The 14,257-nt window shown below is 64.7% G+C and carries 9 protein-coding genes; all 9 read left to right on the top strand.

Features of this window, described 5'->3' with window-relative positions; all coding sequences use genetic code 11:
• The first annotated feature begins 102 nt into the window (after positions 1-102).
• The 9 genes from H7688_RS04585 to H7688_RS04545 all read left to right on the top strand — a co-directional run bounded on the left by H7688_RS04585 (position 103) and on the right by H7688_RS04545 (position 14,255).
• Positions 103-801, top strand: coding sequence for a PilZ domain-containing protein (locus H7688_RS04585; protein WP_246329735.1), 699 nt, complete (start codon positions 103-105; stop codon positions 799-801).
• A 14-nt stretch (positions 802-815) separates the two neighbouring features.
• Positions 816-1,313, top strand: a complete 498-nt coding sequence (locus H7688_RS04580; RefSeq protein WP_183359889.1) for a chemotaxis protein CheX — start codon at positions 816-818, stop codon at positions 1,311-1,313.
• 346 nt (positions 1,314-1,659) lie between these two features.
• Entirely contained in the window at positions 1,660-3,447 is a 1,788-nt protein-coding gene (gene ftsH, locus H7688_RS04575) for an ATP-dependent zinc metalloprotease FtsH (protein WP_183359888.1), read from the top strand.
• Between the two features lie 210 nt (positions 3,448-3,657).
• The gene (locus tag H7688_RS04570; RefSeq protein ID WP_183359887.1) at positions 3,658-4,239 is read left to right on the top strand and encodes a DUF4337 domain-containing protein; all 582 of its coding nucleotides are present in this window, start codon (positions 3,658-3,660) and stop codon (positions 4,237-4,239) included.
• Positions 4,240-4,579: 340 nt separating this feature from the next.
• Positions 4,580-5,470, top strand: a complete 891-nt coding sequence (locus H7688_RS04565; protein WP_183359886.1) for an ATP-binding protein — start codon at positions 4,580-4,582, stop codon at positions 5,468-5,470.
• Between the two features lie 220 nt (positions 5,471-5,690).
• Positions 5,691-7,979 carry a YncE family protein gene (locus tag H7688_RS04560; protein ID WP_183359885.1) on the top strand — a complete coding sequence of 763 codons (2,289 nt, stop codon included), beginning with the start codon at positions 5,691-5,693 and terminating at the stop codon, positions 7,977-7,979.
• Between the two features lie 343 nt (positions 7,980-8,322).
• Positions 8,323-9,663, top strand: a complete 1,341-nt coding sequence (locus H7688_RS04555; RefSeq protein WP_183359884.1) for a TolC family protein — start codon at positions 8,323-8,325, stop codon at positions 9,661-9,663.
• On the top strand, positions 9,660-10,757 hold the full coding sequence (locus H7688_RS04550) for an efflux RND transporter periplasmic adaptor subunit (RefSeq protein ID WP_183359883.1): 1,098 nt from the start codon (positions 9,660-9,662) through the stop codon (positions 10,755-10,757). Before H7688_RS04555 ends, H7688_RS04550 begins: the two co-directional genes overlap by 4 nt.
• 291 nt (positions 10,758-11,048) lie before the next feature.
• Positions 11,049-14,255: an efflux RND transporter permease subunit gene (locus tag H7688_RS04545; RefSeq protein ID WP_183359882.1), complete on the top strand. Its 3,207-nt coding sequence runs from the start codon at positions 11,049-11,051 to the stop codon at positions 14,253-14,255.
• Positions 14,256-14,257: the final 2 nt, after the last annotated feature.

The following is a 14,257-nucleotide window of genomic DNA, read 5'->3' as shown; positions in this document are numbered from 1 at the left end:
AAAACGAGCGAGGAATGCTTCAGTTGTGGGATCTTATCCTGGGTCATGCCGTGCAGTGCGGCGCTGCCAGGCGGAACCCGCTGAAGGATGAGCGTGAGACTGATGCATTCGCTGAACGACACGGTACAGGACCATCCGCTGCTGGCAATCTCGTACGACGACAATGTCCGTGCGGTCCTGGTAAAAAATCTGGCGGCAATCGTGGCGCGCGTCGAACCGTGTGCCAGCTTCTGCCAGGCCGAGGCCATCGCCCTCGAGGAACCCTGCCGTGGGGTGGTGGTGGACCTCACCGCGATGATCAAGGCGAAATCCGAAGAGAAGATCGTCGCCTACACCCTGGCCGCCTTTTTTCCGGCACTGAGGGTGCGGGCCATGGGACCGCTGCTGGTCCCCATGTCGATGCCCGGCGAGGCACAGCAGGAAAAGAGCCTCAAGGCATTTGTCACCAATGTCTGCGACCGTGCCCCGGCCCGCAGGCTGCGCCGCTACAAGCGTCGCCCCATCTGTGTGCCGACCTCGATCGGCGAGCGTCGGGGCTTCACCCTCAACATCTCCTGGGGTGGCGCCTTCATAGCGGACATGAACCCGGAGCGCTACCAGGTGGGGGACCTTCTCAAGGTGACCCTGCCGGATTTCGGGATGCAGGTAGACGTCGTGGTGCGGCGCATCCAGTGCTGGGGCGAGCACCGGCCCCCGGGAGTCGGGGTTGAGTTTGTGACAGTAACACAGGAGCTGGAGATGAACCTGCGTGAACTGTTGAACATTAGCAGAGAATCGGATCACGACAGGCAGATCACATAGGGGAGAACAAGATTATGCTCGGTGAAAAAATACTCAAACAGCTGAACACCACGGAAGAGGATCTCATCGGTCACCTCAACAACGATGTGCTGGAGATCTTCAGCACCATGGTTGGCGGAGGGGTGCTCTCCTCGAAAAAGGCGGAGACCGAGACCCACTTCAACGACAGCGTCAGTGCCATGGTCGGCTTCGCCGGCGGGTATAACGGCATGATCGCCATCAACGCTTCGCGCAAGCAGGCCCTCCGTTTCGCAGCCCAGATGCTGGGGATGGAAGTGGACGAGTGCGAAGAGGAGATGGCCGACGCGCTGGGCGAGATCGCCAACATGATCGGCGGTTCGTTCAAGCACCACTTCGTGAAGGACGGCCACGAGGTGAAACTCTCGACCCCGTCGGTGATCAGCGGCGGCGAGTACGAGATGACGGTCTGCTCGCTGCCGGACACCCTGACCCTGCAGTTCGAGACCGAAGAAGAGTCCTTCACGGTGAGCCTCTACCTGGAAACCGATTAATTGCTCCCCCGGCTTCTGTGGCCGGTCTACACAGAGTGAAAAGGCGTCAGACGCCTTAAGGCCCGCATTCCGAGCAACGCTTCGAGGTGCGGGCTTTTATTTTTTTCGCGCGGCCGTGGTCCGCTGCTTTTCCCTTGGGCGCCACCGATTAAAAAGAATTTTCTGTACAAAAAAAGAGCCAATAGCGTAGAAAATAAAGGATTCAACGCCCCGACCTCCCCCCGGTTAACCGAGCTGTACTCTCCCAAAACCCCGAAACCGGCACAGAAATAATCGCGACGTATCCGCCTACCTGGCATTGCTCGGGTTTCATTTCAACACCGACGAAAATTCGTCTAGAGGAATCATGGTCAACAAAAAATACATCCGTTTGGTCATCCTGATGGTGGTCCTGGTCGCACTGGGGGCCGGCTGGTACGGCTACCAGGCCTGGAAAGAGCATGTTGCCGCGCAGAGCCGGCAGATCAGCTATACCGCGTTCATGGAGCGCGTGAACAAGGGGAACATCGTCCGGGTACGCCTGGCCGGTGACCTGATCACCGCCCGTGCCAAGGATGGCAGCAGCTATCAGCTGCTGCTCCCGGCGGGCGCGGAACTGGCCAGTGCCATGCTCGCCAAGCGGATCGATTTCGGCGCGGAGCCGGCCGCTTCCGGGGTGAAGTGGCTCGAGCTCGGCATCATCCTGGTGGTGGCCTGCGGCGTGCTGCTGATCCTGCGCCGCTATTCCGGGTACGGGCGCAGCAAGGCCCGGCTGGTGAGCGGCGCCGATTCCGATACCGGCTTCAAGGACGTGGCCGGTGCCGAGGAGGCCAAGCAGGAGTTGCAGGAGACCGTGGACTTTCTGCGCGACCCGGAGCGCTTCACCCTCCTGGGGGGCAAGATGCCCACCGGCGTTCTTCTGGTGGGACCTCCGGGGACCGGCAAGACGCTTCTGGCGCGTGCCGTCGCAGGTGAAGCCGGGGTGCCGTTTTTCTCCATCTCCGGCTCCGAGTTCGTCGAGATGTACGTCGGGGTGGGCGCCTCGCGGGTTCGCGACCTGTTCGCCCGCGGCAAGAAGGCAGCCCCCTGCATCCTGTTCATCGACGAGATCGATGCGGTGGGGCGCAAGCGCGACGGCGCAAGCGGCGGGGCGAGCGACGAGCGGGACCAGACCTTGAACCAGCTCTTGGTGGAGATGGACGGCTTCGCGGTCAACTCCGGGATCGTGGTGCTGGCGGCGACCAACCGTCCCGAGGTGCTCGATCCGGCGCTCTTGCGCTCCGGGCGCTTTGACCGGCAGGTGGTGGTCGGCTCTCCGGACATCAAGGGACGCGAGGAGATCCTCAAGGTGCACGTGAGGAACGTCCCCTTGAGCCCCGAGGTGGACCTGAGCGTGATCGCCCGCGGCACCCCCGGCTTCTCCGGGGCTGACCTCGCCAACGTGGTGAACGAGGCGGCGATCCTGGCGGCGCGCTCGCGCAAGGACCTGGTGGAGATGTACGATTTCGACTGCGCCAAGGACAAGGTGCTCATGGGGGCCGAGAAGAAGTCGATGGTGCTCTCCGAGGAGTCCAAGCTGGCCACGGCCTACCACGAGGCGGGGCACGTGCTGATCGCCAAGCTGGTGCCGGGGTGCGACCCGGTGCACAAGGTCTCCATCATCCCGCGCGGCCGGGCCCTCGGGGTGACCGTGCAGATCCCGACCGAGGACATCTACAGCTACACCAAGGAGATGCTGGACGGGCACCTGAAGGTGCTGATGGGTGGGCGCGCTGCCGAGGAACTCATCTTCAAGACGACCACCACCGGCGCCGGCAACGACCTGGCGCGCGCCACCGATACCGCGCGGAAGATGGTCTGCGACTGGGGGATGTCCACCGCCTTCGGGCCGGTTGCCTTCGGGAACCACGACTCCGTCGCCGCGGGTAATCCGGGGCACCCCCGCAACTTCAGCGAGCACACCGCCCTGGAGATCGACTCAGAGATCCGGGCCATCGTCACCGGCAGCTACGCAGAGGTGCGCACCCTCTTGCTGACCCACATGGAAGCGCTCAAGCGCCTGACCGAGGAGCTGGTTTCGCGGGAGACCCTGGACGCGGCCGAGATCGACGCCATCCTCGAGCCGGTGTTCCAGCGCCCGGCCCACGCCGCCTGACAGGCTAGCGGCCGCTGACTGGTAGGGGCGCAAATGAGTATTCGCCCCTGCGCACCCCTCACCCCGAACTTTGGCACGTGGGACGTTCCTGCAGCGACGTCAATCCAACGTGCAGCTTCGAAGGGACGGCTGACAGCCCTGTTGACAAACAACGCGCAAGGCCTTACCTTCCGGGCACAGTTGAGATACGGATCGAGGAGGTAATCACAGATGAACGAACTGCGTGAACGGCTGGAGGTCGCCGAGGGCCAGAATCGCTTGAACCGCTGGGTCGCCATCACGGTGGCCCTGGTGTCGGTCTTCATGGGAGTCACCAAGATCAAGGACGACAACATCGTCCAGGCGATGCTGCAGGCGAAGTCGGACTCGGTGGACCGCTGGAACGAGTACCAGTCCAAGAAACTGAAGCACCACATGGCCGAGCTGGGGCTGAGCCAGCTGCAGGCCCTGAAGGTGCTGGCGCCGGAAAAGGCGCAAGCCCAGTTCGCGGCGCAGCAGAAGCAGTACCAGGAGACCATCGCCCGCTACCAGGTGGAGGAGGCCGAGCTGATGAAGAAGGCCAAGGCCCTGGAGAAGAGCTACGACGACCTGAACTACCGTGACGACCAGTTCGACCTCTCCGATGCCTGTCTCTCCATCTGCCTCGGGATGCTGGGCGTCGCCTCGCTGACCAACAGCGCGGGGCTGCTCTACCTCTCCTGGGTGTTTGCAGGGTTCGGCGGCCTCATGGGTTTTGCAGGATTGCTGGGGCTCGCCATCCATCCGGACCTGCTAACCAAGTTGCTGTCGTAGTGGTTGCGGTCCGGGCGACGGGTGGCTGCGCGGCGGTTCGGGGCAAGGGGCGAATGATTATTCGCCCCCAGCCCCCAGCCCCCAGCCCCCAGCCCCCAGCCCCCAGCCCCCAGTCCCCAGTCCCCAGTCCCCAGTCCCCAGTCCCCAGTCCCCAGCCCCAGCCCCAGCCCCAGCCCCAGCCCCAGCCCCTAGTCCCTAGCCCCTAGCCCCTAGCCCCTAGCCCCTAGCCCCTAGCCCCTAGCCCCTAGCCCCTAGCCCCTAGCCACCGCCTTTCCTATTGACAATCAGCGGCTTGACACGTATACACAAGGGCTATTTTTTATCAGCACAAGGAGAACCAGTGATAAATCTGAAGCCTGAAGTGGTCGCCCAGCTCGAGCGCGTGCTCGGCTCCGTCGAAATGCTGCTCCCCAAGGCCGTGAAACCGGTGGACTGGTCCACCTGCCATGCCGCCAACTGGCGTCGTCACTCGTTCTCCGGATACCTGGAGCCGGTCAAGGTCACCGATACCACCACACTGGAAGAACTTCTGGGCGTCGAGAATCAAAAAGAGATCATGGTCAGCAACACCCGCCAGTTCCTGAAGGGGATGCCGGCCAACAACGCGCTGCTCTGGGGCTCGCGCGGCACCGGGAAGTCCTCGCTGGTCAAGGCGCTGCTGAACAAGTTCGCTCCCGAAGGGCTCCGGGTGATCCAGGTGGAGAAGGAAGACCTCATCTACCTTTCCGAGATCTTCAGCGCCGTGGAGAACGAGCCCTACCGGTTCATCCTGCTCTGCGACGACCTTACCTTCGAGATCGGCGAGCTGAGCTACAAGATGCTGAAGAGCGCGCTGGACGGCTCGGTCTACTCCGCTCCGGAAAACGTCCTCATCTACGTCACTTCGAACCGTCGCCACCTGCTCCCGGAGTACGAGAGCGACAAGATCGGCGGCAAGTTCGTGAACGGCGAGCTGCAGCAGAGCGAGGCGATGGAGGAGAAGGTTTCCCTCTCGGACCGCTTCGGCCTCTGGATTGCCTTCCACGTCTTCAGCCAGGACCGCTACCTGGACGCGGTACGCCTGTGCATCGAGCGCGAGGCGCGCAAACGCAAGGTCGAGATCCCCTGGAGCAAGGACCTGGAGATCGACGCCATCCAGTGGTCCCATGACAAATCCAAGCGCTGCGGCAGGACCGCCTTCCAGTTTTCCAAGAACTGGGTGGGGCGCTACCTGCTGAACAGCTGCGCTTAACGGCAACAAAAGTTCCACGTTCTGACCCGAACGTGCCCAAGAAGGTATCTCTGGAGCCGGCCTGTTTCGACAGTGACCGGCTCTTTTTTACCCCTCCCCTTGTGGATGTGCTTCCCGCCTCCTTAATCCCTTGACACTGATGGCGATGAACGGTATTTAAGGTCGTCCCTTGTTTTGCCACTACCTGTAGCTAATTAACCCGCCTCTCATGGAGTGAACCATGTCCACGTTCTGTCGCGCGCTGCTCCTCGTGGTGTTTCTGCTCTCGGGTTGTGGTGGGGGCTCGTCCCATCCTGCAACCCTGGTTTCGGTAAGCGTTCTCCCCACGGCACCGAGCCTCGCGCCGGGAACCACGCTGCAGCTGTACGCCAGCGCCCAGTATTCGGACGGCAGTGCGGTCGACGTCACCAGTACCGCAAACTGGAGTTCCGGCACCAGCAGTGTTGCCACCGTGAACCAGGGTCTGGCGACGGGGGTGGCGGCTGGCCAAAGCCTCATCACGGCAAGTCTGGGCACGCTCTCTTCTGTCCCGGTCACCTTGACCGTTTCTCCGCTGCAGTCGATCGACATCACCCCGGTAACCCCGGGCGTCCTCGTTGCCGGCAGCAGGCTGCAGTTCAGCGCTACCGGCCACCTGGGCAACGGCACTACCCAGAACCTCACCAGCCAGGTCAGCTGGCAGAGCTCGAACACCGGTGTTGCCACCATCGCCGCTGGGGGGATGGCAACCGGAGTGGGGGCGGGACCTACCCAGATCAGCGGCAGCTTCGGCGGGGTCACCGGCGGCCCGGTCAGCCTGACCGTCGCCACGCTGCAGTCGATTAGCGTCTCCCCGGCCACCTGGACGGCTCTGTCAGGGGACCAGCAGCAGTTCAGCGCCACCGGACTCCTCTCCAACGGCGATACCCCGGATCTCACCACCCTGGTAACCTGGAGCTCCACCCCAAGTACCGTGGCGAGCATCAGCAACGTAGCCGGAAGCAGGGGGCGCGCGACGGCTGCCGCCGGGGGAAGCGCGAGCGTGACCGCTTCCTACAACGGGGTGTTGAGCACCCCTGCCGCCGTGACGGTCCAAGGCCCGAGCAGCATCACGGTAACCCCGGTCACCCCGAGCGCCGTCTCAGGCACCACACTGCAATTCACCGCGACCGGATCCTTCGACAACAACGCCGACCGGGATGTCACTGCCGTGGCGACCTGGACGTCGTCGGTCCCCTCGGCGGCCAGCTTCAACAATGTAAGCGGGCCGCGCGGCCTGGCGAGCATCGGCAGTTCCGGCACCACCTTCGTCCGGGCTACCCTGGGTTCGGTTTCCGACGAGACGACCCTCAGCGTCAAGGCCCTGAGGTCACTGGCCATCACGCCCAGTCCGGCGACCGTTCCCCGCGGTACCAGCGCGCCGCTCACCCTCACCGGCACCTTCTCCGACTCCTCAACCGAGGACCTTACCAGCTCAGCCACCTGGGTTTCGGGCACCCCCTCGATCGCCCAGGTGGGCAATGCCCCGGAAACCAAGGGGACGGTGCTGGGTGTTGCCAACGGCACGGCGACCATTACCGCGACCGTCGGAACCTTGAGCACCAAGGTAACGGTCCTCGTGCAAACGGTGGTCCCGACAACCCCTGCCGACAAGGCCTACCTGGTCAGCAGCGGCTTGAATGCCCTGCAGGTGCTCGATACCTCCACGAACCAGATCACGGGCACCCCGATCACGGTCGGTACCGCGCCGCAGGGGGTGGCGCTGAACACCAGCACCAACAAGGCGTACGTCACCAACAGCGGCAGCGGCACCGTGTCCGTCGTCGATCTCACCACCAATACCACGGTCAAAACGATCCCGGTGCGCAACGCTCCCTGGGGTATCGCGCTCGCACCTTCAACCAGCCGGGCCTACGTGGCGAACAAGTTCTCGGGGAACCTGTCGGTCATCAACACCGATACCGACAGCGTGGTCGCCACCATCCCGGTGGGGACGAGCCCCGAAGGGGTCGCGGCGAACGCCTCGGGATCCCGGATCTACGTCGCCAACAGCGGGAGCAACACGGTGAGCGTGATCAACGGCAGCAACCTGGTGATCGCCACCATACCGACCACACTGTCGGCAAGCGGCCCGAATAACATCGCCCTGAACGGCAACTTCGCCTACGTCACCTGCAGCAACTCGAACAACGTCCTGGTGATCAACACCTCGACCAATACCGTGACCGGCACCATTTCCGCCGGCAGCAACCCGCAAGGTATCGCCATCGACAGCGCCGCGAACCGCGCCTACGTGGCCAACAACGGCAGCAACACCGTCTCGGTGCTCAACACCTCGACCAACACCCCGGCGGGCACCATCTCCGTCTCCGGCGGCCCCATGGCGGTAGCGGTACGACCGAGTACCGGCCGGTACTACGTGGTGAACAACTCCGGCAGCACCGTCACGGTCTTCAACACCTCGAACAATGGCCTGGTGGCCGGAGCCCAGACCGCAGCCGGACCGGTCGCCATCGCCGTCCTCCCCTGACCCCCTGCCGTCCAGGCGCTCCTCCCTTGTGAAAGGGAGGAGCGCCCGTAGATGACCGGCTGATTTCACCATGGCGGCTTCCCCCACCCCCTAACCCCCTCAGGGGGGATCCTGGTGATCGGGATCCTCCTGCCTGAGAGGGCCACTCCTCACCGCCTCCCGCTAGCTCAGATCTCATCGGTCAGTGCCAGCTGGCGCCTTCCTGCCCCACTCTTTCCTCCCCCCTGGCGACCCGAGCCCTAAAAAACCGGGAATAACCTTGACAACTGCACTTACAGCATATATATAAGGATTCATATATATGTCGACTTCGCCTTGATCAATCCCACCAGGAGGCATCTCAGTGAACAACAAGGCAGTACTGCAGATCGCCTGCCTGCTCTGGGCTACGGCGATCCCTGCTTTCGGCGAGACCGTCTCCCTCAAGGATGCGGTGCAGCGGGCCCTGGCCAACAACCACCTGCTGAAGGCGGCGGCCCTGGAAGAGGGGGCCGCTCGGGAAGGGGTGGCCGGCAGCAAGAGCCGCTACCTCCCCCGGGTCTCGCTGGAAAGCGGCGCCCTCCTCTCCACCACCCCCTCAAGCGTTTTCATGATGAAGCTCGACGAAGGGCGCATCAATCCCGCCAGCGATTTCGCCGCGGGAGCGCTGAACAACCCGAGCCCGCGCGGCGACTTCCGGACCCTGCTCCGCCTGGAGCAGCCGCTTATCGATTTCAACGTGTCGACCGGCGTGAAGCTCGCCGAGAAGGATGCCGAGACGGCCCAGACCGCGCTCCGGCAGGCCCGCGAGCAGGTCACCTTCCGGGTTTACCTCGCCTACCTCGAGGTGCGCCGGGCCGGCGCCTACCGGGACATCGCCGACCAGGCGCTGGCCGACGCCCGGGAGCATCTGCGCCTGGCCCAGGTGCGGGAGCGCGACGGGGTCGGGCTCAAGTCCGATCAGCTGCGGGCGGCGACCGAGGTTTCCGAGGCCGAGCAGGCGCAGGTGAGCGCGACCAACGAGCTGCAGCTCTCACGGCTGCGCCTGAACCTGGTTTTGGGTGGGCCCGAAGGTGAGGCGCTGGACATCGCAGGGCTGCCGCAGTTGAGCGATCCGGACCAGCGCGCGGACCTGGCGGAGCTTGCGCTGAAGCAGCGCCCCGACCTGGCCGTTGCCGAGCAGGCGGTGCAGAAGGGGGAGCTTGCGGTGCGCCAGGCGAAGAACGCCTACCTCCCGACGGTGTACGCCTCGGCGAGCTACCAGGTAAACGACCGGGAGCTGCCGCTTGGCTACGACCACGACTCCTGGAACGTCGGGGTCAACCTGCGCTGGGACCTCTTCGACGGCACGCGCCGCTCCCATGAGAAGGGGAGGGCGGAACTCTCCCGGCAGGCGGCAGCCGAGGTCCTGGAGGACCGGCGCCGTGAGGTGACCCTCCAGGTGACCGAGGCGAGGCTGCGCCGCAAGGAGGTGGCTGCCAAGCTCGTTTCGGCGCGGGCTGCGCTCCAGGCGGCCCAGGAGGGGGTCAGGCTGGTGACGCTGCGTTTTGCCGGCGGGCTCTCCTCGATGGTGGAACTGATGGATGCCGAGGCGACCCTGAACCGGTCGCGGGCCAACCTGGTGGAGGTGGAGAACGCCGAGCTCCGTTCGGCGGCCCAGCTCTACCACGCGGCAGGGGTACTTGTGACGGAGGTATTACGATGAGAGTGGCAACGGGCGGAGCGCTGGCCCTTATCCTTCTGGCGGCCCTGGGCTGCAGCAAGAGCAATCCCGAGGCGGCGCAGCAAAAGGCCCCGGTCCTGGTGCGCGGGGCGACGGTTGCCGCGCTGGCGCAGGAGCAGATCCCCGAGCTGCAGGAAGCGGTGGGGACGGTCCGGGCGCGCAATTCGGCCGTGGTGGCTGCCCGGCTTTCCGGGACGGTAAGCGCGGTGCAGGTGCGCGAGGGAGAGCGGGTTCCCAAGGGGAAAGTCCTGGTAACCATCGAGGCGGCGGAGAGCGGCGCGGCGGCGGCCGGTGCCCAGGCCGCGGTCGAGGAGGCGCAGCGCGGGGTGGACGAGGCGCGCTCCCGCAAGAGGCTCGCCGAGGCGACCTTCGAGCGCTACCGCAAGCTCTACGCCGAGCAGGCGCTGACCCGCCAGGAGTTCGAGGAACGCCAGATGGAGCAGGAGGTGGCGCAGCAGGGGCTCGCGCGCGCCGAGGCGCGGCTCAGGCAGACCCGCGAGAGCGCCCGCGCCGCCGGCACGGTTGCCGGGTACGGCAAGGTGACCTCGCCCATCGCCGGTGTCGTGGTGGCCAAGCCGGTGGAGGCGGGGCAGACCGTTTTCCCGGGGACGCCGCTCATCACCGTGGAGGGGGATGGCGGCTACCGCCTGGAGGTGGCCGCGGCCGAAGGGCTTTTGGGCAAGGTGAAGCCCGGCGACCAGGTGACCCTCGACCTCGAGGGGGCGCCGGCTGCCGGCCGGGTCTCCGAGATCGTACCGCTGGTGGACCCGGCGAGCCGCACCTTCCTGGTGAAGATCGACCTTTCCGGCAAGGCGTTGCGTGCCGGGGCCTACGGCAAGGCCTACTTCAGGACCGGTTCCCGCCAGGGGATTGCGGTTCCCGCCAAGGCCGTGGTGGAGCGTGGTGCACTCACCTCGGTTTGGGTGGTGGGGCAGGGGGGAATTGCGCGGCTGAGGTTGGTGAAGCTGGGTAAGACGATCGGTGGCAAGGTCGAGGTGCTCTCCGGGCTGAACGCGGGCGAGCGCATCGTGGTCGCCGGCGCTGAACAGGTGAGCGACGGGGCACGCCTGGAATAAGCTGAGCAGGGATGAATGGGATAAAGACTTAAGACAACAGGGATGAACGGGATGAATGGGATAAGGACTTGGAACAACAGGGATGAATGGGATTAATGGGATGAAAAACGAGAGCACAATTTGACGGTGGGGCGCTCGCCGACATCTGGAGCAGAGGGAAAGGCTGTACTGCTTTTGCCGTGAGGCTAAAAGGATTTTGCCTTCATCCCGGTTCTCAGGTTTTATCCCATGTATCCCATTCATCCCTGTTGGTTTTAAAAGGTTTATCCTCTTCATCCCTGTGGAGACTTCATGGACAAGCTCGGCTTCGCGGGCCGCATCGCCCGCGCCTTCATAGATTCCAAGCTCACCCCGCTCATCGTGGGCGCCTCGCTCTTGCTGGGGCTCTTCTCGGTGCTCGCCACGCCGCGCGAGGAGGAACCGCAGATCGTGGTCCCCATGATCGACGTCTACCTCCCGATGCCGGGCTCCTCGCCTAAGGAGGTCGAGCAGCGCCTGGTCGCTCCGTTCGAGAAGAAGCTCTGGGAGATCAAGGGGGTGGAGTACCTCTACTCCGCGAGCCGCCCCGGCATGGGTATCGTCACGGTCCGCTTCCTGGTCGGTGAGAACATGGAGGAGTCGCTCGTCAAGCTCTACAACAAGGTGATGAGCAACCGGACCCTGCTGCCGCCGGGGGCCCAGGAACCGCTGGTGGTCCCGAAGTCCATCGACGACGTCCCCATCGTCACCCTGACGCTCTGGAGCGAGCGCTACGACCACCACGCCCTGAGACGGGTGGCGCGCGAACTCTGCGACGAGCTCGCAAAAGCCGACAACGTGGCCGCCACCGAGATCAAGGGGGGGCTCTCCCGCGAACTGAAGGTGCGCCTCGATCCCGGGCGCCTCTCCGCCTACGGCCTCTCCCCGCTCGCTGTCTCCGCGGCCCTGGAAAAGGGGAACGTCGCCCGGCGCGCCGGGGATTTCTCCTCGGGTAACCGCGACTACACGCTGAACGCGGGAAACTTCCTCTCTGACGCGGCGAGCGCCCAGCGCCTGGTGGTGAGCGTGAAAGACGGCCGCCCGGTTTACCTCTCCGACGTCGCCACCGTGACCGACGGCATCCAGGACCCGCAGGACTACGTCTTCTTCGGGCTGGGGCCGGCCGCCTCGCACAAGGGGCTTAGCGGCGGCTCCGGGGACTACCCGGCGGTCACCATTTCCATCGCCAAGAGAAAAGGGGCCAACGCGACCTGGGTCGCCGAGGACCTCCTGAAACGGGTGGAATTCCAGAAAGGGAAGATCATCCCGTCCGAGATGCAGGTGACGGTAACCCGCAACTACGGTGAAACCGCCAAGGACAAGAACAACGAGCTTTTGTTCCACATGTTCCTGGCCGCCATCTCGGTCACCATCCTGATCGCCGTCTTCATGGGGTGGCGCGCCGGCGCCGTCGCGGCCATCGCGATTCCCGTGACGCTGGCGCTCACCATGTTCATCTTCAACCGGGTCGGCTACACGCTGAACCGGATCACCCTGTTCGCGCTCATCTTCTCCATCGGGATCCTGGTGGACGACGCCATCGTCGTGGTGGAGAACATCCACCGCTACTTCACCACCACGCGACTGAAACCGCTGGAAGCGGCGATCCGCGCCGTCGACGAGATCGGCAACCCGACCATGCTCGCGACCCTGGCGGTCATCGGCTCGATCCTCCCCATGGGGTTCGTCGGCGGGCTCATGGGACCCTACATGCGCCCGATCCCGGTCGGCGCAAGCATGGCCATGGTCTTCTCGCTCTTGATCGCCTTCATCGTGACCCCGTACTTCGCCTACCGGTTCATGAAGGGGGAGTCCCACTTCGGCAGCGACGCGGAGCCGGAGGAATCCGGGGTGACCCGCTTCTACCGGCGCGTCATGGGGGCGCTCCTGCATAAAAAGAAGGTGCGCGCCGGCTTCCTGACGCTGGTGGTGGTGCTGCTCCTGGCCTCCTGCTCGCTCATCTACTTCAAGGCGGTCACCGTGAAGATGCTCCCCTTCGACAACAAGAGCGAGCTGCAGCTCATCGTGGACGCGCCGGAGGGGACCACGCTGGAGGAGAACGCCCGCATGGTGGCCGAGTTGGGCGATGCGCTCCGGAAGGTCCCCGAGGTGACCGATTTCCAGAGCTACGTCGGGATCAGCTCCCCCTTCAACTTCAACGGCCTGGTGCGCCACTACTACCTCAGGAAGGGTGCGAACATCGCCGAGATCCAGGTGAACCTGGTCGGCAAGGACGAGCGCAAGGGGCAGTCCCACGACATCGCCAAGCGGATCCGCCCGCAGCTGAAGGCGATCACCGACCGCTACGGTGCCCGCATCAAGGTGGCCGAGATCCCGCCAGGACCGCCGGTGCTTTCCACGCTGGTGGCCGAGGTGTACGGCCCGGACCAGGAAACCCGGGTCGCCATCGCCGCCAAGGTGAAGGATATCTTCAAGAATACCGCCGGTGTCGTCGACGCCGACTGGTACCAGGAAGACGACCAGCCGAGCTTCCGCTTCGAGGTGGACCGCGAGAAGGCGGCGCTCTCGGGGGTGGCGGCGGCCGACGTGGTGCACACCCTGCAGGTCGCGGTGGGTGGTGCACCGGCGGGACTCATGCACGCGGCCGGCGAGAAAGAACCGGTCTTCATCAACCTGAGGCTCCCCACCGGCTCCCGCAACGACCTCTCCTCGCTTGCCTCGGTCTACGTCCCCGGCGCCAAGGGGAATGTGCCGCTCTCCGAACTGGTCCGGGTGGTACCGGGGGTGGAGGCGAAGTCGCTCTACCGCAAGAACCTGAAGAGCGTGGTGTACGTGACCGGCGACGTGGCCGGGGTGATCGAGGCGCCGGTCTACGCGATTCTCCAGATGCAGAAGGAGATCGACAAGATCTCGCTCCCCGGCGGCTACCGGATCGAGCAGCGGGCGGCCTCGCAGCCCTGGGACGAGACCCGCCCCGGGATCAAGTGGGACGGCGAGTGGCACATCACCTACGAGGTGTTCCGCGACCTGGGCGCCGCCTTCGCCACGGTGATGGTGCTCATCTACGTGCTGGTGGTGGCCTGGTTCAAGGACTTCACCACGCCGCTGGTGATCATGGCCCCCATCCCGCTCACCCTGATCGGCATCCTGCCGGGGCACGCGCTCATGGGCGCCTTCTTCACCGCCACCAGCATGATCGGCTTCATCGCCCTGGCCGGCATCATCGTGCGGAACTCCATCATCCTCATCGACTTTGCGGAGTTGAGGCGTCGCGAGGGGATGCCGCTCGACGAGGCGATCATCGACGCCGGCGCGGTCCGCTTCCGTCCGATGCTGTTGACCGCGGCGGCCGTGGTGGTGGGGAGCTTCGTGATCCTCTTCGACCCGATCTTCCAGGGGCTCGCGCTCGCCATGATGTGCGGCGAGATCGCCTCCACCGCGCTCTCCAGGATCACCATCCCGATCCTCTACTTCATGGTGGAGTCCTGGAAGGAGAAGCACCGGGCGAAGGCGCTGTAGAC

Source organism: Geomonas limicola (assembly GCF_014193675.1).
GTDB classification, from domain to species: domain Bacteria; phylum Desulfobacterota; class Desulfuromonadia; order Geobacterales; family Geobacteraceae; genus Geomonas; species Geomonas limicola.
This window is presented reverse-complemented; position numbering and strand designations above follow the sequence as displayed.